The sequence below is a fragment of the Vineibacter terrae genome (assembly GCF_008039615.1).
GTDB classification, from domain to species: domain Bacteria; phylum Pseudomonadota; class Alphaproteobacteria; order Reyranellales; family Reyranellaceae; genus Vineibacter; species Vineibacter terrae.
Genome location: NZ_VDUZ01000015.1, coordinates 134596 through 155845 on the forward strand (window position 1 = coordinate 134596; position 21250 = coordinate 155845).

The following is a 21250-nucleotide window of genomic DNA, read 5'->3' on the forward strand; positions in this document are numbered from 1 at the left end:
GGGAGATCCCTCGCTGCGCTCGGGATGACGCGAAGTATGGAGGCGTCTAGCCACCATACGGTCCATAGCCCCCGCCGCCGCAGCTTTCCAGCGTCACCACGTCGTCCTGCTGCAGCAGCAGGTTCGCCTTGCCGCTGAGCTGCTCCGTCGCGCCGTTGCGCTGCAGGGTGATGACGTAGGGCTTGCCCGGCTCGCCGCCCTGCAGCCCGAAGGGCGAGACCCGCGTGCGCTCGACGCAGGTCGTCAGCCACATGCTGGGCGCCAGCACGCGGTAGCTGCGGATGACGCCGTCGCCGCCCCGGAACTGGCCGCGGCCGCCGGCGTCGCGGCGGATCGCCTGGCGCTCGATGCGGATGGCGTAGTTGGCCTCGATGACCTCGGCCGGCGTGTTGGAGGTGTTGGTCAGGTGCACGCGCGTCGCCGGCACGCCGTCGCGGTCGTGACGGGCGCCTTCGCCGCCGCCATGGACCTCATAGAGCATGCGCCAGGACTGGTCCGGCCGCGGCTCGGCGAAGGCCATGAGGCCGGAGGTCGCCGGTCCGCCCGCCGACAGGCGCTCGGGGATCACGGGCTCCATGGCGCGGAAGATCGCGTCCACCACCCGCATGGACGTCTCGTGGTTGCCGGCCGCCACCGCGGCGTTCCAGCCCGGCTCGAGGATCGAGCCAGGCCGCGTGATGATGGTGAGCGGCCGCAGCGCGCCGGCGTTCTGCTGCATCTCGCGGCCGCTCATGATGCGCGCCGCGTAGGCGACGGCGGAGCGGGCGATGAAGGGCGTGGTGTTGCAGAAGTTGGGCACGCGGTCGCTGCTGCCCGAGAGATCGAAGAGGGCCTCGTCGCCGCGGATCTCGATGCGCACATGGATGCGGGCGGGCGCCCCGTCCGGGCCGCCGTCGTCGAGGAAATCCTCGCCCTCGTAGACGCCGTCGGGCAGCTCCTGGATGGCGGCGCGCATCTCGGCTTCGGACAGGTCGTGCAGGCGCGACAGCGTATCGACGAAGAGCTGCGTGCCGTGCTGGGCGCAGAGCTCGCGGATGCGCCGTTCCGCGGCCCGCGTCGCGGCAAGCTGCGCCATGAGATCGCCTTCGCAGGCGACCGGGTCGCGCACATTGGCCAGGATGAAATCGAGCACCGGCCGGTTCACGCCTGATGCGCTGGCGATCGGCACCGGCGGGATGCGCATGGCCTCCTGGAACGTGTCCACGGCCTGGGCGAGATAGCTGCCCGGCCACGTGCCGCCGACATCCGGCCAGTGGGCCAGGCTCAGCGCGAAGGCGACGAGACGGCCGTCGACGAACACCGGCCGCACCACCTTGACGTCGTTGAGATGGTTTCCGCCCAGGGCGCCGACATTGTAGATGATCGCATCGCCCTCGCGCATGTCGGCGGCCGGGCACGCCTTGAGCAGCTCGCGCACCGTGAAGGCCATGGCGCCGAGATGGATCGGGATGTCGCGGCCCTGGCCGACCAGCCCGCCCTCGGCATCGGTGATCGCCGACGACAGGTCGCCGCCCTCGCGCAGCAGCGGCGAGCGCGCCGAGCGCGTCATCACCAGGCTCATCTCCTCGGCGGCGGCGGACAGGCCGTGGCGGATGACTTCGACGACGAAGGGGTCAAGCGAGCTCATGCCGCGCTCCTGGTCAGGTAGAGGTTGCCCATGTCGTCGGCCCGCGCCTGCCATCCCGGCGCGACGACCACGGTCGACCAGGCATCCTCGATGATGGCGGGGCCGGTGACGACCCCCGCGAGGGTCTCGCGCGGCAGGATCGCGGTCGGCACCGCCGTGGCGCCGGCGAAGATGCAGCTGCGGCGCCGGGACGCCACCGGCGGGCGGCCGACATCCGGGCGCGAGAACGGCGTCGAGGATGCCTTCACGGCCTGCACCCGCAGCGCCTCGATGACGCAGGGCTCGCCGGTGGCGTAGCCGAACAGCTCGTGGTGGCGGGCGTGGAAGTCGGTCTCCAGCATGCCGGTGTCGAGCGGCATGGCGAACGGCACGGGCAGCGCGTCGCTCTGCGCGGCATAGCGCATCAGCGCGACATGCTCGACGACGATGTCCTGGCGCGCAACGCCGTTGGCGATCAGCGGCGTGGTGGCTTCCTGCACCAGCTCGTCGATCCGTTCCGCGAACACGCTTGCTGGGAAGCCGTGCAACGGCATGCGCACTGTACGCTGCTGCAGGAAGCTGAAGTCGGCAGTGAGGCAGCCCAGCGCCGAGAAGGCGCTCGACGCCGCCGGCACGATGATCTCGTTCAGGCCGTACATGTCGGCAAGCCCCGTGGCGTGCATCGGGCCGCCGCCGCCGAAGGCCAGCAGCGTGCAGTCGCGGCCGTCGACACCGCGCTCGACGGTGACGCGGCGCAGCGCCCGGGCCATGGCGGCGTTGGCGACCTTGAGGATGCCCAGCGCCGTTTCCTCGACACCCAGCTTCAGCGCCGCGGCGATCGGCGCGATGGCGCGGCGCGCGGCGTCGACGTCGAGCTGGATCGTGTCGCCCAGCCGCGCCTCGGGGTCGAGATAGCCCAGCACGGCGTTGGCGTCGGTGATGGTGGGCTGTTCACCGCCGCGGCCGTAGCAGGCAGGGCCGGGCACGGAGCCGGCGCTCTGCGGGCCGACGGTCAGCCCGCCGGGGCCGAGGCGCACGATCGAGCCGCCGCCGGCGCCGATCGAATGCACCGCCAGCATGGGCTGGCGCAGCGGGCGACCGCCGATCATGCGCGTGTCGGTCATCTCGGCGGCGCCGTCGATGATCAGGCAGACATCGGTCGTGGTGCCGCCCATGTCGAAGGTCAGCACCCGCGGCCGGCCGAGGTCGCGCGCAATGCGCGCCGAGGCCGACACGCCCGCGGCCGGGCCCGACATCGCCATCACCAGCGGCCGGCGCATCACCACCGGCACCGGCACCATGGCGCCGGCCGAATGGAACACCTGCAGGCCGGCGCCCAGGGGCAGCGCCTTCTCCAGCTCGGAGAGGTACTCGACCGCGATCGGCATGGCGGCCGCGTTGAACACCGTCGACGAGGCGCGCTCGTACTCGCGCGCCTCCGGGTTGATCTCGTGCGACACGCAGACATGCGGCACGATTGCCGCCAGCCGCTCGGCCAGCAGCTTCTCGTGGGCGGGATTGGCGTAGGCGTGCAGCAGGCAGATCGCGACGCTCTGGATGTCGTTGGCGCCGAGCCACGCCAGCAGGCGCTGGATCTCGCTTTCCGCCAGCGGCTCCAGCACGGCGCCGGTGTGGTCAAGCCGCTCCTTGACGCCGAAGCAGTAGGCCGGCGGCACCAGGGGCGGCAGCTTGGGCGGCACGTCCAGGCGGTACAGCTCCTGGCGGCGATAGCGCCCGATCTCCAGCACGTCCTCGAAGCCGGCCGTAGCCACCAGCGCCACCCGCGGCAGCCGTTCCTCGACCAGGGCATTGGTGACCCGCGTGGTGCCGTGCACGAAGCGGCGCACGTCGGGTGCGGCCAGCCCGACGGCGGCCAGCGCCTCCAGCATGGCGCGCACCGGCGCGTCCGGGCGCGACGGCACCTTGGCGATGCGGGTCTCGTTGGTGCCGGCGTGCACGGCGATGATGTCGGTGAACGTGCCGCCGATATCCGTGCCGATGTCCCAGGTCCTCTGCTGCAAGGTCGTGATCTCCTCGATCCGGTCAGCCGGCCAGTGCCGGCTCGGGTTCGACATGGGGAATGGCCGCCAGCAGCTCGCGCGTATACGCGGCCTTGGGCGCGGCAAAAATCTCCTGGCCCGGGCCTTCCTCGACGACGCAGCCCTGGCGCATCACGATGATGCGGTCGCACATCATGCGTACCACGTTCAGGTCGTGGCTGACGAACAGGAAGGCCAGGCCCTCGTCGCGGCGCAGATCGTCCAGCAGCTTCAGCACGACCGCCTGCACCGAAACGTCGAGCGCCGCGGTCGGCTCGTCGAGCACCAGCAGCCGCGGCGCCACGGCGATGGCGCGGGCGATGCCGACGCGCGCCTTCTGTCCGCCGGAGAGCTGGTGCGGGAAGCGCGACAGCAGGTCGGGCGACAGGCCGCAGCGCTCGGCGCTTTCCTGCACCCGCCGGCGCATGTCGTTCTCGGCCGGCTTCAGCAGGCGCCGCAGCGGGTGGGCGATGCAGTCGAAGGCGCTGAACCGCGGGTTGAGGCTGTCATGCGGGTCCTGGAACACGATCTGGATGTCGCGGCGCTGCGGCGCGGCATGGAAATCGCGGGCCGCGACGGCGCCGATATCGTGGCCGTCGAACAGGATCCGCCCGCCGTCGGGGTCGATCAGGCGGCAGACCAGGCGCGAGAGCGTGCTCTTGCCCGAGCCCGACTCGCCCACGACGCCCAGGCTTTCGCCGCGCCTGAGGTCGAGCGAGACATCGCCCACGGCCGTGGCGCCGGCATAGCGCTTGACGAGGTTGTGCGCCTCCAGCAGCGGGCCCTCATTCCTTCCCCCGGAGGGGGAAGGTGCCCCGCAGGGGCGGAAGGGGGATGCTCGAACGGATTCGGTCGATAAAACCGGCACCGAATCCATTGCAACATCTCCCTTCCGGCGCTTCGCGCCACCTTCCCCCTCCGGGGGAAGGCTGGCTGCCGCCCCGCCCACCAGGTCCGCCACCGTCGACGTGAGTGTCGGCGAGGCCGCGACCAGCTTGCAGGTGTAGGGATGCTGTGGACGCGCGAACAGCGTCCCGGCCGGCGCGCGCTCGACCACCACGCCCTGCTGCATCACCGCCACCTCGCGGCAATACCGGGCGGCGAGGCCGAGGTCGTGCGTGATCAGGATCAGCGACATCCTGCGCTCGGCGATGAGGCGCGTGAGCAGATCCATCACCGCCTTCTGCGTGGTGACGTCCAGGCCGGTGGTCGGCTCGTCGGCGATCAGCAGCGCCGGATCGCAGGCGATCGCCATGGCGATCATGACCCGCTGGCACATGCCGCCCGACAATTCCTCGGGATAGGCATCGAAGCGCGCGGCCGGGATGCGCACCGCCTCGAGCAGCTCCAGAGCCCGCGCCCGCAGCGCCGCCCTGGGCAGCGCCTGGTGCGCGCCCACGGCGTCCATGATCTGCCGGCCGATGCTGCGGATCGGGTTCAGCGCCGTGCGCGGGCTCTGGAACACCATCGAGATGGCGGCGCCGCGCAGCGCCTTCATCTGCGCCGCGCCGGCGCGCGTGATGTCCTGGCCGCGGAACCGGATGCGCCCGCGCACGATGCGCCCCGCCTTGTCCAGCAGCTGTGTCACGGCGTAGGCCGTCACCGACTTGCCCGAGCCGCTCTCGCCCACGATGGCGAGCGTGCCGCCGGGCGCGATGTCGAGCGACAGGCCGCGCACGGCCTGCACCATGCCGCCGCGGGTGCTGAACGAGACGTGCAGGTCCTCGACCTGGAGCAGGGCGCCGCTCATGTGCGCATCCTGGGATCGAGGATGTCGCGCAGCCCGTCGCCCAGCAGGTTGAAGCACAGCACCGCCAGCATCAGCGCCAGGCCGGGGAAGGTGACCAGCCACCATTGGCCCGTGCTGATGAAGCGCGCGCCCTCGGCGACCATGATGCCCCACTCGGGCGTCGGCGCCTGCACGCCCAGGCCAAGGAACGAGAGGCCTGCCGCGTTGAGGATGGCCCAGCCGAGGTTGAGCGAGATCTGCACCGCCATGTTGGGCAGGATGTTGGGCAGCAGGAAGCGCAGCACGATCGATGCGTGCCCGTCGCCGCCGGCCCGGGCCGCCTCGACCCAGCCGGCGTTGCGGCGCACGTTCACCTCGGCGCGCGCGAAGCGGATGTAGAACGGCAGGTTGATGATCGCGGTGGCGATGATGATGTTCTCGACGCGGTTGCCCAGCGCCGCCACCAGCGCCATGGCCAGCACGAAGAGCGGGAAGGCCATCAGCACGTCGACCATGCGGCCCACGGCGCGGTCGAGCCGCCCGCCGCGATAGCCGCAGAAGCTGCCGATCACGGCGCCGGCCGCGAAGGACAGGCCGACCGCGGACGCCGCGATCGCGAGGTCCAGCCGCGCCGCGGCGATCAGCCGGCTGAAGATGTCGCGTCCGAGCTGGTCGGTGCCGGCCCAGTGGGTCCATGACGGCGGCTGCAGCGCATTGGACACGTTCGAGGCGACGGGATCGAACGGCGTGATCCAGGGCGACAGCAGCGCGACCACGATCATTGCCAGCGCGCCGGCGGCGGCGAGCGTCGTGACCGGGTTGCCGCGCAGCACCCAGGCAGCATGGCGCAGCGTGGCGTTCATTCGATCGAGACCCGTGGATCGGCGATGCCGTAGAGGACGTCGATCGTCAGGTTCACGACCACGAAGATCGCCGCGATCAGCAGCACGAAGCCCTGCACCGGCGCATAGTCCGAGGCGACCAGGGCGTCGAGCGCGTACGAGCCGATGCCCGGCCAGGAGAACACCTTCTCGACCAGCACGTTGGCGCCCAGCATGGTGGAGAACACGATGCCGACGATGGTCAGCACCGGCAGCAGCGCGTTGCGCAGAGCGTAGACCATGACCACGCGCCATGACGCCAGGCCGATCGAGCGCGCGGTGCGGATGAAGTCGCTGCCCAGGACCGCCATCAGCGAGGCGCGCGTCATGCGCGCCAGCGGCGCCAGCACGAACAGCGCCATGGTGATCGCCGGCAGCAGCAGCTGCGCGGCCGCGGCGCGCCAGCCGGCGAGGTCGCCGACCAGCAAGAAATCGATCAGCAGGAAGCCGGTGATGTCCGGCGGCGGCGCCGCGAAGATGTCGATGCGGCCGGTCGGGTCGGGCGCGATGCCGGCCACGACATAGAAGGCATAGATCAGCAGCAGGCCCGACACGAAGGTCGGCACGCAGACACCCAGGGTGCAGAGGAAGCGCACGCCGTGGTCGACCGGCGAGCCCGGCCGCAGCGCCGCCGCGATCCCCAGCGGCAGCGCCAGCACGAGCGCCAGCGCCAGGCCGCACAGACTCAGCTCCAGGGACGCCGGCAGCCGGTCGGCGAGGTCGCGCACCACGGGCTGGCCGGTCGTGATCGAGCGGCCGAGATGGCCGGTGGCGATGTCGTAGAGATAGCGAACGAGTTGCTCCGGGATCGGGCGGTCCAGTCCGAGCTGGCGCCGCAGCTCGTCGATCTCCTCCTGCCCGGCGTTGGGGCCGGAGGCGAAGAAGGCGGCCGGGTCGCCCGGCAGCACCCGCATCAGCAGGAAGGTGAAGACGACCACGCCCAGCAGCGCGGGCAGGGAGGCGACAAGACGCTTCCCGACCCGCCGGCCGATGCTATGCAGCAGCGCCATGCCTACGCCCGCCGCAGGTCGCGGTAGTCGACCTGGCGGTGGAACCAATAGGTGAAGCCCTCGATGCCCGGCGCCATCACCGCGTCCTGGTTGGGTTGCCACAGCAGCAGGGTCGGCATCTCCTGGGCGATGATCGTGATCATGCGCTTGCAGGCGGCGTCGTACTTGGCGGCATCGGTCTCGAACCGGGCCGCCTGGACCAGCGCGTCGAGCTCGGCATTCTTGTAGCCGCTGAAGTTCCAGCGCTGGTCGCCGCTGAAATAGGTGCGCACGAAATAGTCGGGCGCCGGCAGCCAGGCCGTGCCCGACTCCATGAAGAACGGCAGGCGCCGCTCGACCTCCATGGTGGTCATCTGCGCGTCCGGCATCTTCTGGATCGATACCTCGATGCCGATCTTGGCCAGCGCCTCCTTGATCAGCGCCGCGGCCGGCTCGGCCGTGGCCGCCGCGCCGGCGGCGAACGCGAAGGTGGTCGCGAAGCCGCTGGCCATGCCGGCCTCGGCCAGCAGCGCCTTGGCGCGCGCCAGATCGGTGCGCAGCGGCAGCTTCTGCGGGAACGCCGCGCTCGGCGCCTCGCGCCAGTCGGCGCCGAACAGCGGCCGGCCGCGGCCGAACAGCGCCGCCTTGAACATGTCCTCGTAGGGCAGCGCCGCGGCGATCGCCTGGCGCACCTTGCCGTTGTCGAATGGCGCCATGCGGGCGTTGAACACGATGCCGGTGAAGCCGTTGGTCTGCGGGATGGCCACCAGCTTGACCTTGCCACGGCTCTGCAGCGCGGCGATGTCGCTGGCCTGCAGGTCGATCGACACGTCCGCGTCGCCACGCTCCAGCAGGTTGGCGCGGGTCGCGGCCTCGGGCACGGTCTGCGCGATGATGCGGCGGAAGAACGGCAGCTTGCCATCGGCGCCGCCCTTCCACGCATCGTGGCGCTTCAGCACGGTCTGCTGACCCGGGCGATGGCTCTCGACCATGTAGGCGCCGCCGGCGGCCGTGTTCTCCTTCATCCAGGCCTGCGCCCAGGGATCGTCCGCCGTCGCGTGCTTCCTGGCGAGCGTGCTGTTGATCATGGGCGAGAGCGCCACGCTGAGATTGGCCAGCGCCAGGCGATCGGGCTTTTCCAGCGTCACCTCGACCGTGCGGTCGCCGGCGATGCGGAACTGATCGGGCTTGGTCAGCGAGCCGGTGCCGACCTGGGCCGCCGACAGCGACTTGGCCGACACGGCGCGGTCGAGCGACCATTTCACGTCGGCGGCCGTGACCGGGGTGCCGTCGTGCCACGTGGCGCCCTGGCGCAGGTGGAAGGTGAAGGTGCGGCCGTCCGCCGACCGGTCGATCTTCTCGGCCAGCTCGCCACGGATATTGTCGAAGTCGAAGACCCAGACGCCATCGACCTGCTTGCGGCCGAAGGAGCCCAGCCGGTCGTAGATCGCCATGCCGGCGCCGAAGGCCTCGCGGGTGGCGCCGGGGGTGGTGGCGTCGAGCGTGTTGATCGTGCCGCCCATGACTTGGCGCAGCGTCTCGGCGCGCGATTGCGCGCCGGCGGCGCCTGGCAGCGTCGTGCCGACGACGCCCACGGCGGATCCGAGAATGGCCTTGAGGCCCTGCCGGCGCGTGATTCCCATGTTTCCGATACCCCGCTTCTGGCGCGCCGGCTTACACACTGGCGTGCAAGTTTTATTCTGGCTCATCGAACCGTAGCAAGTGCCCATTGTGGAAGATCCAGATTCGGCTCAAAGGGCTGAGCCAGAAGGAGCGGCGACGGACGGGCGAACGGCCCGAAGCAGGAAAAATGCCAGTTTCGACTGTGGATGAAACATACGGATCATTAAATCATGAAGTGAAACATATGTTGCAATCACGCGTGTGCCGTCCTAGGCTGCCCCGATGCCCGCAGCGCCGCTGCACCACCAGTTGCTGGACACCCTCGACACGCTGCCGCCGCAGTTGCGCTCGGCGGCGCTCTGGATGCTCGACCACCCTGACGACGTGGCGCTGCTGAGCATGCGCGGCCAGGCCGAGCGCGCCGGCGTGCCGCCGGCGACCATGACGCGCCTGGCGCAGCGCCTGGGCTTCGATGGCTATGAGAACGTGCGCGACCTCTATGCCCAGGCGGTGCGGCGGCGCGCCATCGGCTTTGCCGACAAGGGCGGCGCCCTGGTGGCACGCGGCAAGGCGGACGGCGAGGGCGGCCTGCTCGGTGACATGCTGGCGATGGCCGCCGGCAATGTGCAGCGCCTGGGGGATGGCGAGGTGCTGGCGCAGGTGCGGGCGGCGGCCCGGGCGCTGGGCGGCGCCCGGCGGCTGTTCGCGCTGGGCCTGCGCTCGAGCTTCAGCGTGGCGTTCCACTTCCACTATGTGGCGTCGTTCATCGGCACCGACTGCCGTCTGATCGACGGTGCCGGCAGCACCGGCTCGGACGCGCTGCGCGGCGGCGGCGCAAGCGACGCGCTGCTGGCGGTCAGCGTGAAGCCCTATGTGCGTGCCACGCTCGACCTCGTGCGCCATGCCGTGACACATGGCCTGCAGGTTGTGGCGCTGACCGACAGCACGGCCTCGCCCCTGGCGCGCCAGGCGCAGGCGGTGATCGTCGTGCCGACGGACTCGCCGTCGTTCTTCCACACCATGCTGCCGGCCTTCGCGGTCGTCGAGCTCCTGGCCGCCCTGCTGGCGACGCAGCGCGGCGAGGCGGCGCTCGATGCCATCGCCGCGACCGAAGCCGAGCTGGCGGCGCTGGATATCTATGCCCTGGGCAGCGAGCGACGACGGGTACCGACATGACACATATCCTGCACCGCCTGATCCGGCACGACTATCCGCGTGCGGCCACGGCGCGCGGACTTTACATCCACGACCGCGACGGCAAGGCCTATCTCGACGCCAGCGGCGGCGCCGCCGTGTCCTGCCTCGGCCATGGCCATCCCGACGTGCTGGCGGCCATGCACGCGCAGCTCGACACCCTGGCCTATGCGCACACCAGCTTCTTCACGACCGATGTCGCCGAAGCGCTGGCCGATGACCTGATCGCGCATGCGCCGCCGGGCATGTCGCATGTCTATCTCGTGTCGGGCGGTTCCGAGGCCATCGAGGCGGCGCTCAAGCTGGCGCGCCAGTACTTCGTCGAGAAGGGCGAGAAGCAGCGGCGCCATTTCATCGCCCGGCGCCAGAGCTACCACGGCAACACGCTGGGCGCGCTGGCCGTCGGCGGCAACGAGTGGCGGCGCAAGCAGTTCGCGCCGCTCCTGATCGAGACACACCACGTCTCGCCCTGCTTCGAATACCGCGGCAAGCGCGACGACGAGACGGCCGAGCAGTACGGCCAGCGCCTGGCCGACGAGCTCGACGCCAAGATCCGCGCGCTCGGGCCGGACACCGTGATCGCCTTCGTTGCGGAAACCGTGGTCGGCGCCACGGCGGGCGCGGTGCCGCCGGTGCCGGGCTATTTCCGCAAGGTGCGCGAGGTCTGCGACCGCCATGGCGTGCTGCTGATCCTCGACGAGGTGATGAGCGGCATGGGCCGCACCGGCACGCTGCATGCGTGCACGCAGGACGGCGTGAGCCCCGACCTGATGACCATCGCCAAGGGCCTGGGCGGCGGCTACGCCGCGATCGGCGCGGTGCTGGTGGGCGGCAAGGTCATCGACGCCATCAGCGCCGGCTCCGGCCTGTTCCAGCACGGTCACACCTATATCGGCCATCCCGTGTCGTGCGCCGCGGCGCTGGCGGTGCAGCGCGTGATCCGCCGCGACAAGCTGCTGGACAATGTCGTGCAGCAGGGCGCCCTGCTGCGGCGGCGCCTGCAGGAGCGCTTCGCCAACCACCATCATGTCGGCGACATCCGCGGCCGCGGCCTGTTCCAGGCGATCGAGCTGGTGGCCGATCGCGCCGAGAAGCGGCCGTTCGATCCGGCACTCAAGCTCAACGCGCGCATCAAGGCCGAGGCGATGGCGCGCGGGCTGCTGGTCTATCCCATGGGCGGCACCATCGACGGCGTGCACGGCGATCACGTGCTGCTGGCGCCGCCGTTCATCGTCCAGCCACAGGATATTGAGACCATCGTCGAGCGGCTGGGCGGCGCTGTCGATGCCGCCATCGCCGGCGTTGCGACGTAGCATTTGGTGAAGGAGGGGTGAAATGACGAGAACATTTGGTATTGCGGCGCTGGCCGCCGGCGCCGTGGCGCTGGGGCTGGCATTTCCCGGCATGGCGCAGGCGCAGCAGAAGTTCGTGACCATCGGCACCGGCGGCGTCACCGGCGTCTACTACGCGGCGGGCGGCGCGATCTGCCGGCTGCTGAACAAGGACCGCAAGGCGCACGGCATCCGCTGCTCGGTCGAATCGACCGGCGGCTCGGCGTACAACGTCAACACCATCAAGGCGGGCGAGCTCGACTTCGGCATGACGCAGTCGGACGTGCAGTACCAGGCGCTGAAGGGCGAAGGCCCGTTCAAGGGCGCCGGCGCCTTCGGCGATCTGCGCTCGGTCTTCTCGATCCACCCCGAGCCGTTCACCGTCCTGGCGCGCAAGGATGCCGGCGTGAGCAAGTTCGAGGACTTCAAGGGCAAGCGCTTCAATGTCGGCAATCCGGGCTCGGGCACCCGCAACTCGCTGGAGGAGCTGCTGGCCGCCCTGGGCTGGAAGCTGTCGGATTTCGCGCTGGCCTCCGAGCTCAAGGCCGACGAGCACGGCCCGGCGCTGTGCGACAACAAGATCGACGGCTTCTTCTATGGCGTCGGCCATCCGTCGGCGAACATCCAGGATCCGACCACGGCCTGCGGCGCCAGGCTGATCGCGCTCGAGGGGCCGGCGATCGAGAAGCTGGTGAAGGCGCATTCCTACTACGCGGATGCCGTCATTCCGGGCGGCATGTATGCCAACAACCCGAATCCGACCAAGACCTACGGCGTGCTGGCGACGCTCGTCACCTCGGCCAAGTCCGACGACGAGGTCGTCTACCAGCTCGTGAAGGCGGTGTTCGAGAACTTCGACGACTTCAAGAAGCTGCACCCCGCCTTCGCCACGCTTGATCCCAAGCGCATGATCAAGGACGGCCTGTCGGCGCCGCTGCATCCGGGCGCCATCAAGTACTACAAGGAAAAGGGCTGGATGTAGCCCCTCCAAAGGGCCGGCCCGGATCACGGGCCGGCCTTTTGCCAATCAAGAAAGAGCAGGGACGCATGAACGGCAAGAGCGCTTCCGATCGCACGCTGAGCCGCGAGGAGCTCGAGACGATGGTGGCGGAAGCCGACACCGGCGGCCGCAAGCCGACCGGCGCCGTGGCGCGCCTCATCTTCGTCGTCGCGGTCACCTGGTCCATCTTCCAGCTGTGGTACGCCTCGCCGCTGCCGTACATGCTGGGCTTCGGCATCATCAGCGATAATTTCGCGCGCGCCATCCATCTCGCCTTTGCGCTGTTCCTCGCCGCCACGACCTTCCCCGCCTTCAAGAGTTCGCCACGCGATCGCATTCCTCTTGCCGACTGGGCGCTTGCCGCCGGCGGGGTCATCGCATCGCTCTATCTCATCGTCTTCTATCGCGACCTGATCCAACGGCCCGGCCTGCCGACGACCGCCGACATCGTCATCACCGTGATCGGCGTGCTGGTCCTGCTGGAGGCCGCGCGGCGCGCCGTCGGCCCGGCGATCACCGTCATCGCCGCGCTGATGATCGCCTACATGTTCGCCGGCCCCTGGCTGCCGGGCCTGCTGTCGCACAAGGGCGCCAGCCTGTCGCGTGCCGCCTCGCAGATGTGGCTGACGTCCGAGGGCATCTTCGGCGTCGCGCTCGGCGTCTCGACCAACGTCGTCTTCATGTTCGTGCTGTTCGGCACGCTGCTCGAGAAGGCGGGGGCGGGTGGCTACTTCATCCAGCTCGCCTTCTCCCTGCTGGGCCGCTATCGCGGCGGGCCGGCCAAGGCCGGCGTGGTCGCCTCCGGGCTGACCGGCATGATCTCGGGGTCGTCGATCGCCAACGTGGTGACCACCGGCACCTTCACGATCCCCTTGATGAAACGGGTCGGCTACAGCGCCACCAAGGCCGGCGCCATCGAGTGCGCTGCCGGCGTCAACGGCCAGATCATGCCGCCGGTGATGGGCGCGGCCGCCTTCCTGATCGCCGAGTATGTCGGCATCCCGTATTCCGACGTCGTGAAGCACGCTTTCTTTCCGGCCATCCTGACCTACGGCTCGCTGTTCTACATCGTCGACATCGAGGCGATGAAGCAGGGCATGCGGGGCCTGCCGGTCCACCGCCGGCATCCGCTGATGACGTCGCTGATCCGCACGCTGATGGGCATCGCCGGCTTCATCGTCCTGTGCGGCATCGTCTACTACGGGCTGGGCTGGATGAAGGACGTGTTCGGCGGCCTGGCCTCGCCGATCGCCGCCGTGCTGCTGGCTGGCGCCTATGTCGGCCTCGTCGCCTATCGCGCCCGGCATCCGGACCTGCCGCTCGACGATCCCGAGCGGGGCTTCGTCCAGGTGCCCGACTTCGGCGAGACGGCGCGCACCGGCCTGCACTTCCTGCTGCCCGTCGGCGTCCTGATCTGGTGCCTGATGGTCGAGGAGCTGTCGCCCGGCCTGTCGGGCTTCTGGGGCACCGCCGCCTTGATCCTGCTGCTGCTCACGCAGCGGCCGCTGACGGCGCTGCTGCGCGGCCAGCGCGATCTGGGCGCGCCCTGGCGGCAGGGCTGGCGCGAGCTGATCGAGGGCCTGGACGCGGCCGGCCGCAACATGACCACGGTCGGCATCGCCACCGCGACCGCCGGCATCGTCGTCGGCGTCGTGCTGCTGACCGGCATCGGCCTGGTGATGACCGAGATCGTCGAGTTCGTCTCCAGCGGCAACCTGATCGCGATGCTGGTCCTGACGGCGGCCATCTGCATCGTGCTCGGCATGGGGATGCCGACCACCGCCAGCTACGTGGTCGTCGCCACCCTCATGGCGCCGGTGGTCGTCAACCTCGCGGCGCAGAACGACCTCGCCGTGCCGCTGGTCGCGGTGCATCTCTTCGTTTTCTATTTCGGGCTGATGGCCGATGTGACGCCGCCGGTCGGGCTCGCGGCCTATGCCGCCGCCGCGATCTCCGGCGCCGACCCGGTGAAGACCGGGTTCCAGGGCTTCATGTACGAGATCCGTACCGGCCTGCTGCCCTTCATCTTCATCTTCAACAATGCGTTGCTGATGATCGATATCCCCGGGCCGCTCGAGCTGGTCTTCGTGCTGGCCGCTTCGGTGCTGGCGATGTTCACCTTCGTCGCGGCGACGCAGAACTGGCTGCTGGTCCGCAACCGCTGGTACGAGACCGTCGCCTTGCTGCTGATCTGCTTCACGCTGTTCCGGCCGGGCTTCTGGCTCGACCAGATCAGCGAGCCCTTCGTCGACCGGCCGGCCGGCAGCCTGATGGCGGTGGCCGACCAGACGTCTGCCGGGCATGCGCTGCGGCTGCGCATCGAGACGCAGAACATCGACGGCGAGGATATCCAGAAGCTGATCCGGGTCGACATGGGCAGGGGCGAGACCGGGGCCGACCGGCTCAAGGCCGCCGGCCTCACTCTCAGCACGCTGGGCGACAAGGTATCCGTCGCCAATGTCCGGCTGGGCAGCACCGTGGCCAAGAACGGCATCCTGCCGGGCGACACGATCCTGGCCGTCACGGTCCCGGCCGAGCGGATGTCGCCCTACTGGTTCGCGATCCCGGCCATTCTTCTCTATATCCTGATCCTGCTCAACCAGCGCCGCCGGCGGGCGGCGGCGTAAGCACGAGCCGGCCTCACGCGCCCTTGTCGCCGACCGCGAGCCGGGCTTCCAGCAGGCGCGGATCGGCCAGCAGCGCGGCGCTCGGCCCGTCGTGCACGACCGTGCCGCGGTCGAGGATGACGGCGCGGTCGGTCACGGCCAGCACCTGGCGCGCCTTCTGCTCGACCACGATCGCCGCCAGGCCTTCGTCGCGCAGGATGCGGCCCAGGGCGGCCAGCACCTCCTCGACGATGATCGGCGCCAGGCCCTCGAGCGGCTCGTCGAGCAGCACCAGGCGCGGGTTGAGCACCAGCGCCCGCGCGATCGCCAGCATCTGCTGCTCGCCGCCGGAGAGCTGGTCGCCGAGATTGCGCCGCCGCTCGGCCAGCCGCGGGAACAGCTCGAAGACGCGCGGCACGCTCCACGGCCCCGGCCGCAGGATCGCGGTCAGGTTCTCCTCGACCGACAGCGAGCGGAAGATGTTGCGCTCCTGCGGCACCCAGCCGATGCCGGCGCGCGCCCGCCGCTCCGGCGCCAGCCGCGTGATGTCGCGGCCGGCCAGGCGGATGCTGCCGGCGCGCCAGGTGGTCAGCCCCAGCAGGCTGGTGATCAGCGTCGTCTTGCCGGCGCCGTTGCGCCCCAGCAGCGCCAGCGCCTCGCCCTCGCGCAGCGACAGCGAGACGCCGTCCAGCACCACGGCCTCGGCGTAGCCGGCGCGCAGGCGCTCGACGGCCAGCAGCTCAGCCATGGCGCGCCTCGCCGAGATAGACCTGGCGCACGCCGGGATCGCGCGCCACCTCCTCGGGCGAGCCCTCGACGAACAGTGCCCCGTCGACCAGCACCGAGATGCGGCGCGCGAAGCTGAAGACGAGGTCCATGTCGTGCTCGATCAGCACTACGGCGACATCGTCGGGCAGCGCCGCCACGATCGACAGGATCTCGTGGCGCTCGTCCTCGGGCACGCCGGCCGCCGGCTCGTCCAGCAGCAGCACGCGCGGGCCGCCGGCGATCGCGATCGCGATCTCCAGCAGGCGCTGCTTGCCGTAGGGCAGGACCGAAGCGCGCAGGCGCATGGCGTCGCCCAGGCCGAAGCGCGCCAGCAGCGCCGCCGCCTCGTCGAGCATGTCGGCATGCGCTGCCAGGGTGCGCCACCATCGCCGGCCCAGGCCGCGCCGCTCCGACAGGGCGAGCGCCACCGTCTCCAGCGGCGTCATCTCGGCAAACAGCTGGTTGATCTGGAAGGTGCGGGTCATGCCGCGCCGGGCGCGGCGGTGCGGCGGCAGGAACGTGATGTCGGCGCCGTCGAGCAGGATGCGGCCGGCATCGGGCCGCAGCACGCCGCTGAGCAGGTTGATCAGCGTCGTCTTGCCGGCGCCGTTGGGCCCGATCAGCGCGTGGCGGGCGCCGGCCTCGATGCGCAGCGACACGTCGCGCGTGGCGGCCAGCGCCCCGAAGCTCTTGCGCAGGCCGACGGTCTCGAGCGCCGCGATCATGCCGGCGGCTCGCGCGCGGGACGTCGCGCCAGCCGCGCCCACAGGCGCGCGGCCGTGGCCGACAGGCGCTCGCGCCCGGCCAGCACGACCAGCACCAGCACCAGGCCGATCCAGAACTGCCAGTATTGCGGCGTCAGCGCCGCCAGCCAGTCCTGCATCAGCTTGAAGATCGCCGCCCCGATCAGGCCGCCATAGAGATAGCCCGAGCCGCCCAGCACCAGGACCAGCAGCACGTCGGCCGAGCGATGGAAGTCGAGCACGTCGAGCGACACGAACTGCGTCGTCTGCGCCAGCAGGGCGCCGGCGGCGCCGGCATAGGCGGCGGCGATGGTGTAGATGGCCACCAGTCGCGCGTCGGCCGGCACGCCGACCGCCGCGGCGCGCAGCCGGTTGCCCTTGACGGCGCGCAGCGACAGGCCGAACGGCGAGCGCACGATGCGGCGGGCGATCAGGAACAGCACCAGCAGCGTCGCGAGGCTGTAGGCGCAGGCGGTGCGGCCGAAGAGGTCGAAGCGGAACAGGCCCAGGACCGGCCCCATGGTGACGCCCTGCAGGCCGTCGGCGCCGCCGGTGACGCCATCGAAGCGGTTGGCGACCTCCAGCAGCATCAGCGCCACGCCCATCGTCACCATCAGCCGCGTGAGGTCCGAGCCGCGCAGCACCAGGAAGCTGCTGAGGAACCCGACGACGGCCGCGGCGCCCGATGCCAGCAGCAGGCCGGCCACGGGCTCCGTCAGGCCGTGCTTGGCCAGCAGGCCGGCGGCATAGGCGCCGACACCGAAGAAGGCGGCATGGCCCAGCGACACGATGCCGGCATAGCCCAGCAGCAGGTCGAGTGACAGGGCGAAGAGGGCCAGGATCGCGATCTCGTTGATCAGCAGCCTCTTGCCGGGAAACAGGAACGGCACGGCGATCGCCGCGATCCAGAACGCCCATTCCCAGCGTCGCGCCGTCATGGCGTCCTCACCGCGCGCCGCGGTGGGTGAAGAGGCCGTGCGGCCGCCACAGCAGCACGCCGACCATCAGGGCATAGATCACGAAGGCGCCGAGCTTGGGCAGGTAGTACTTGCCGGCGACGTCGGCGACGCCCAGCAGGATCGAGGCCAGGAACGGGCCGGTGATGCTGGTGGTGCCGCCGACGGTGACCACGATCAGGAAGTAGATCATGAACTTCAGCGGGAAGGTCGGGTCGAGGCCGAGGATCTCGGCCCCCAGCGCCCCGCCCAGGCCCGCCAGGCCCGAGCCGACGGCGAAGGTGAGCGCGAACACGGTGTTGACGTCGATGCCCAGCCCGCGCGCCACGCGCGGGTCGTCGACCGCGGCGCGCAGCCGGCTGCCGAAGCGGGTGAAGGCGAGGATCGACTGCAGGACCACCACCAGCGCGCCGCACACGGCGATGACGAACAGGCGGTAGATGCCGATGCTGATCCCCAGCACCTCGATGCGGCCCTGCAGCGCTGCCGGCAGACGGATGATCTGCTGCTGGGCGCCGAGGAAATAGTCGACGGCGGCCACCGCCATGAGCACCAGCCCGATGGTGAACAGCACGTGGTCCAGGTGCGGGCGGCTGTAGAGATGGACGTACAGCGTGCGCTCCAGCGCGGCGCCGGCCAGCGCCGTGGCCAGGAAGGCGATCGGCAGGCACCACAGGAACGGCACGCCGAGCCGGCCCATCAGCAGCACGGTGATGTAGCCGCCGGCCATGGCGAAGGCGCCATGCGCCAGGTTGATGAAGTTCATCAGCCCCAGCGTCACCGCCAGCCCGCACGCCAGCACGAACAGGATCATCCCGTAGGCGAGGCCGTCGAAGAGGATGGTGAGCATGTCACACCTCTCCGCCCGCGCAGCGGGGGGAGAGGGAGGGGCCCATGCCGAAGGCATGGGAGGGTGAGGTGGGTGCCAAAGCCGAACGAGATGCTTCAGGAGAGATCATGTCTGTATCGAGCACCCACCTCACCCTCCCACGCTTCGCGTGGGCCCCTCCCTCTCTCCCCACTGCGCGGGCGGAGAGGGGCTATTGCTTCGCCGCCTTGGCCGGATCCTTCACGGCCTCGAAGGTGGCGAACTCGATGTTGTAGAGCTGGCCGTCGACGCGCTCGACCTTGCGCACGTAGACGTTCTGCACGATCTCGCGCGTGGCAGGGTCGATTGAGATCGGGCCGCGCGGGCTGACCCAATGCATGCCCTTCATCGCCGCCACCAGCGCCTCGCCGTCGGTCTTGCCGCCGGTCCTGGCCAGCGCCTGGTAGATCAGGTGCATGCCGTCCCAACCCCCGACCGCCATGAAGTTGGGCCGCATGCCGTTGGTCGCCTTGCGGAAGGCCTCGACGAACACCTTGTTCTCAGGCGAATCATGCGCCGCCGAATAGTGGTGGCTGGTGATCGCGCCCAGCGCGACATCGCCCATGTCGTTGAGGATGTCGTCGTCGGTGACGTCGCCGGGGCCGATCAGCTTGATGCCGGCCTTGTCCAGGCCGCGCTCGGCGAACTGCTTCATCACCGCCGAGCCCGCCCCGGACGGCACGAACACGAACAGCGCATCCGGCTTGGCGTCGGCCGCGCGCTGCAGGAAGGGCGCGAAATCGGGATTGCGCAGCGGCACGCGCAGCTTCTCCGGCACCGTGCCGCCGGCCTTGGTGAACAGCTCCTCGAAGGTCTTCTCGGCATCCAGGCCGGGGCCGAAATCGCTGACCAGGGTCACGACCTTCCTGATCCCGTTCTTGGCCGCCCAGTCGGCGATCGGCAGCGTGTTCTGCGGCAGCGTGAAGCTGGTGCGCACGATGAAGGGCGAGCGCTCGGTGATGATGGACGTGCCGGCCGCCATCACGATCTGCGGCACCTTGGCCTCGGTGGCGACCGGCGCCGTGGCCAGCGCCAGTGGCGTGAGCCCGAAGCCGGCCAGGAAGGCGACCTTGTCGTTGACCACCAGCTCCTGCGCCAGGCGCTTGGTGACGTCGGCGACGCCGGTGTCGTCCTTGACGATGAGCTCGATCTTCTTGCCCGCCACCGTGGTGCCGTTCTGGGCCATGTAGAGCCGGACCGCCGCCTCGATCTGCCTGCCGGTCGAGGCGAAGGGGCCGGTCATCGGCAGGATGAGGCCGACCTTCACGACCTCCTGGGCCATCGCGCCGCTCGCCGCCAGTGCCACCGCGGCACCGCCGATGGCGCCGATGAGCATACGCCTGCGCATGCAATCCTCCCCGTTCATTCGCTATCCGGCGCAGCGTAGTCCGGTGCGCCGGCGGAGGGAAGGCCGGCACGCAATCGCCGCACGGCAGCACTGCAGTGCCGCCATGCTGTCCGCGGCGCGACGCGAAGGCTACGCTCGGCGCGCACGTCAATCATGATCGTGCGCAGCATGGGCAACGACGATGAAAAGACGGGGTTTGATGAAGACGGCCGGTATCGGCTCGGCAGCGGTCGCGACGCACGCCGTTGCCGCGCCGGCCATCGCGCAGGATATGCCGGAGGTGCGCTGGCGCCTGACGTCCAGCTTCCCGAAGAACCTGGACATCGCCACCACGGTCAGCGACGAGTTCGTGAAGCGTGTCGGCGAGCTGACCGGCGGCAAGTTCCAGATCAAGTGGTTCGCGCCCGGCGAGGTGGTGCCGGCCCTGCAGGTGATCGATGCCGTGCAGAACGGCACCGTCGAGTCCGGCTTCACCGCCGGCTACTACTATGTCGGCAAGGATCCGACATTCTCGTTCGCGACCACGCTGCCCTTCGGCATGAACACGCGCCAGCACAATGCGTGGATCATCGCCGGCGGCGGCCTGGAGCTGATCAACGACTTCCTCAAGGACTACAACTGCGTCTACGTGCCCATCGCCCATACCGGCGCGCAGATGGGCGGCTGGTTCCGTCGCGAGATCAAGTCGCTCGACGACCTGAAGGGCCTGAAGTTCCGCATCGCCGGCTTCGCGGGCCAGGTGCTGAGCCGGCTGGGCGTCGTGCCGCAGCAGATCGCGGGCGGCGACATCTATCCGGCGCTCGAGAAGGGCACGATCGACGCCGCCGAGTGGGTCGGCCCGTACGACGACGAGCGGCTCGGCTTCGCCAAGGTCGCGAAGTACTACTACTACCCCGGCTGGTGGGAGGGCTGCACCCAGACCGGCGTCTTCTGCAGCCTGAAGGAATGGGAGAAGCTGCCCGCGAGCTACCGCACGGCGATCCAGGCCGTCGCCAGCGAGCAGATGAACTGGGCCCTGGCCAAGTATGATGCCGGCAGCCCGGGCGCGCTGCGCCGCCTGGTTGCGGCCGGGGCCGAGCTGCGGCCGTTCCCGCGCGACATGATGGCCGCCGCCTACGACATCGCGCTCGAGCTGTACGACGAGATGGCGTCCAAGAATCCCAAGTTCAAGAAGATCTACGAGTCGTGGAAGCCGTTCCGCGACGAGCAGTATCTGTGGTTCCGCGTCGCCGAGAACACGTTCGACAATTTCGTGTTCTCCCAGCAGGCCAGCAAGAAGCGCTGATGGGCGTATTCTTCCTCTCCCCGCGCGAGCGGGGAGAGGAAGGGGCCCATGCCGAAGGCATGGGAAGGTGAGGGGTAGGCACGATCAGGCCATGCGCCGCAAAGCCGAGCCTGCCCGTTCGTATCCCTCACCCTCCCGCGCTGCGCGCGGGCCCCTCTGTACGACCGGATACATCGGTAACACTTTAGACCGGATACATAGGTAACACTTTGGACCGGATACATCGGTTACACTTTCGGTGCCGCCGCTGGCCGCTGCCGGGGGCGCGCCCCCGGCAGCGGCTC

Annotated in this window: 16 protein-coding genes; 5 read left to right on the top strand and 11 right to left on the bottom strand. The window is 69.9% G+C overall.

The features are described from left to right. Positions 1-46: 46 nt before the first annotated feature. The 6 genes from FHP25_RS15195 to FHP25_RS15220 are packed head-to-tail and all read right to left on the bottom strand — an operon-like array spanning position 47 to position 8887. Positions 47-1627 (bottom strand): hydantoinase B/oxoprolinase family protein, encoded by a 1581-nt coding sequence (locus FHP25_RS15195; RefSeq protein ID WP_147847783.1) that lies wholly within the window; start codon positions 1625-1627, stop codon positions 47-49. Then, complete coding sequence (locus tag FHP25_RS15200) at positions 1624-3681, bottom strand: hydantoinase/oxoprolinase family protein (protein WP_147847784.1); 2058 nt, start codon at positions 3679-3681, stop codon at positions 1624-1626. Before FHP25_RS15200 ends, FHP25_RS15195 begins: the two co-directional genes overlap by 4 nt. Beyond that, a complete protein-coding gene (locus tag FHP25_RS15205; protein ID WP_147847785.1) occupies positions 3650-5395 on the bottom strand; it encodes a dipeptide ABC transporter ATP-binding protein in 1746 nt (581 codons plus the stop codon). The genes FHP25_RS15200 and FHP25_RS15205 overlap by 32 nt, the downstream gene beginning before the upstream one ends. Continuing rightward, positions 5392-6237 carry an ABC transporter permease gene (locus FHP25_RS15210; protein WP_147847786.1) on the bottom strand — a complete coding sequence of 282 codons (846 nt, stop codon included), beginning with the start codon at positions 6235-6237 and terminating at the stop codon, positions 5392-5394. Before FHP25_RS15210 ends, FHP25_RS15205 begins: the two co-directional genes overlap by 4 nt. Further along, the gene (locus tag FHP25_RS15215) at positions 6234-7265 is read right to left on the bottom strand and encodes an ABC transporter permease (protein ID WP_147847787.1); all 1032 of its coding nucleotides are present in this window, start codon (positions 7263-7265) and stop codon (positions 6234-6236) included. The genes FHP25_RS15210 and FHP25_RS15215 overlap by 4 nt, the downstream gene beginning before the upstream one ends. Before the next feature lie 2 nt (positions 7266-7267). Continuing rightward, positions 7268-8887 carry an ABC transporter substrate-binding protein gene (locus FHP25_RS15220; RefSeq protein ID WP_147847788.1) on the bottom strand — a complete coding sequence of 540 codons (1620 nt, stop codon included), beginning with the start codon at positions 8885-8887 and terminating at the stop codon, positions 7268-7270. A gap of 262 nt (positions 8888-9149) precedes the next feature. Here FHP25_RS15220 and FHP25_RS15225 point away from each other — a divergent pair, with 262 nt between their 5' ends. From FHP25_RS15225 to FHP25_RS15240, 4 genes are all read left to right on the top strand, one after another. Beyond that, positions 9150-10043, top strand: coding sequence for a MurR/RpiR family transcriptional regulator (locus tag FHP25_RS15225; RefSeq protein ID WP_147847789.1), 894 nt, complete (start codon positions 9150-9152; stop codon positions 10041-10043). Next, complete coding sequence (locus FHP25_RS15230) at positions 10040-11374, top strand: aspartate aminotransferase family protein (RefSeq protein WP_147847790.1); 1335 nt, start codon at positions 10040-10042, stop codon at positions 11372-11374. Before FHP25_RS15225 ends, FHP25_RS15230 begins: the two co-directional genes overlap by 4 nt. Before the next feature lie 22 nt (positions 11375-11396). Then, positions 11397-12374, top strand: a complete 978-nt coding sequence (locus tag FHP25_RS15235; RefSeq protein ID WP_147847791.1) for a TAXI family TRAP transporter solute-binding subunit — start codon at positions 11397-11399, stop codon at positions 12372-12374. Positions 12375-12439: 65 nt separating this feature from the next. Beyond that, complete coding sequence (locus tag FHP25_RS15240; protein ID WP_147847792.1) at positions 12440-15019, top strand: TRAP transporter permease; 2580 nt, start codon at positions 12440-12442, stop codon at positions 15017-15019. Positions 15020-15032: 13 nt separating this feature from the next. Here the strand turns inward: FHP25_RS15240 and FHP25_RS15245 are convergent, their stop codons facing one another. The 5 genes from FHP25_RS15245 to FHP25_RS15265 form a co-directional block, all read right to left on the bottom strand. Next, positions 15033-15746: an ABC transporter ATP-binding protein gene (locus tag FHP25_RS15245; protein ID WP_147847793.1), complete on the bottom strand. Its 714-nt coding sequence runs from the start codon at positions 15744-15746 to the stop codon at positions 15033-15035. Next, positions 15739-16491, bottom strand: a complete 753-nt coding sequence (locus FHP25_RS15250) for an ABC transporter ATP-binding protein (RefSeq protein WP_147847794.1) — start codon at positions 16489-16491, stop codon at positions 15739-15741. The genes FHP25_RS15245 and FHP25_RS15250 overlap by 8 nt, the downstream gene beginning before the upstream one ends. Next, positions 16488-17447, bottom strand: coding sequence for a branched-chain amino acid ABC transporter permease (locus tag FHP25_RS15255; protein WP_147847795.1), 960 nt, complete (start codon positions 17445-17447; stop codon positions 16488-16490). The genes FHP25_RS15250 and FHP25_RS15255 overlap by 4 nt, the downstream gene beginning before the upstream one ends. Positions 17448-17454: 7 nt before the next feature. Further along, positions 17455-18315: a branched-chain amino acid ABC transporter permease gene (locus FHP25_RS15260; RefSeq protein WP_147847796.1), complete on the bottom strand. Its 861-nt coding sequence runs from the start codon at positions 18313-18315 to the stop codon at positions 17455-17457. A 190-nt stretch (positions 18316-18505) separates the two neighbouring features. Continuing rightward, positions 18506-19681, bottom strand: coding sequence for an ABC transporter substrate-binding protein (locus FHP25_RS15265; protein ID WP_147847797.1), 1176 nt, complete (start codon positions 19679-19681; stop codon positions 18506-18508). 181 nt (positions 19682-19862) lie between these two features. Here FHP25_RS15265 and FHP25_RS15270 point away from each other — a divergent pair, with 181 nt between their 5' ends. Continuing rightward, a complete protein-coding gene (locus tag FHP25_RS15270) occupies positions 19863-20966 on the top strand; it encodes a TRAP transporter substrate-binding protein (protein WP_147847798.1) in 1104 nt (367 codons plus the stop codon). The last annotated feature ends 284 nt before the right edge of the window (positions 20967-21250 follow it).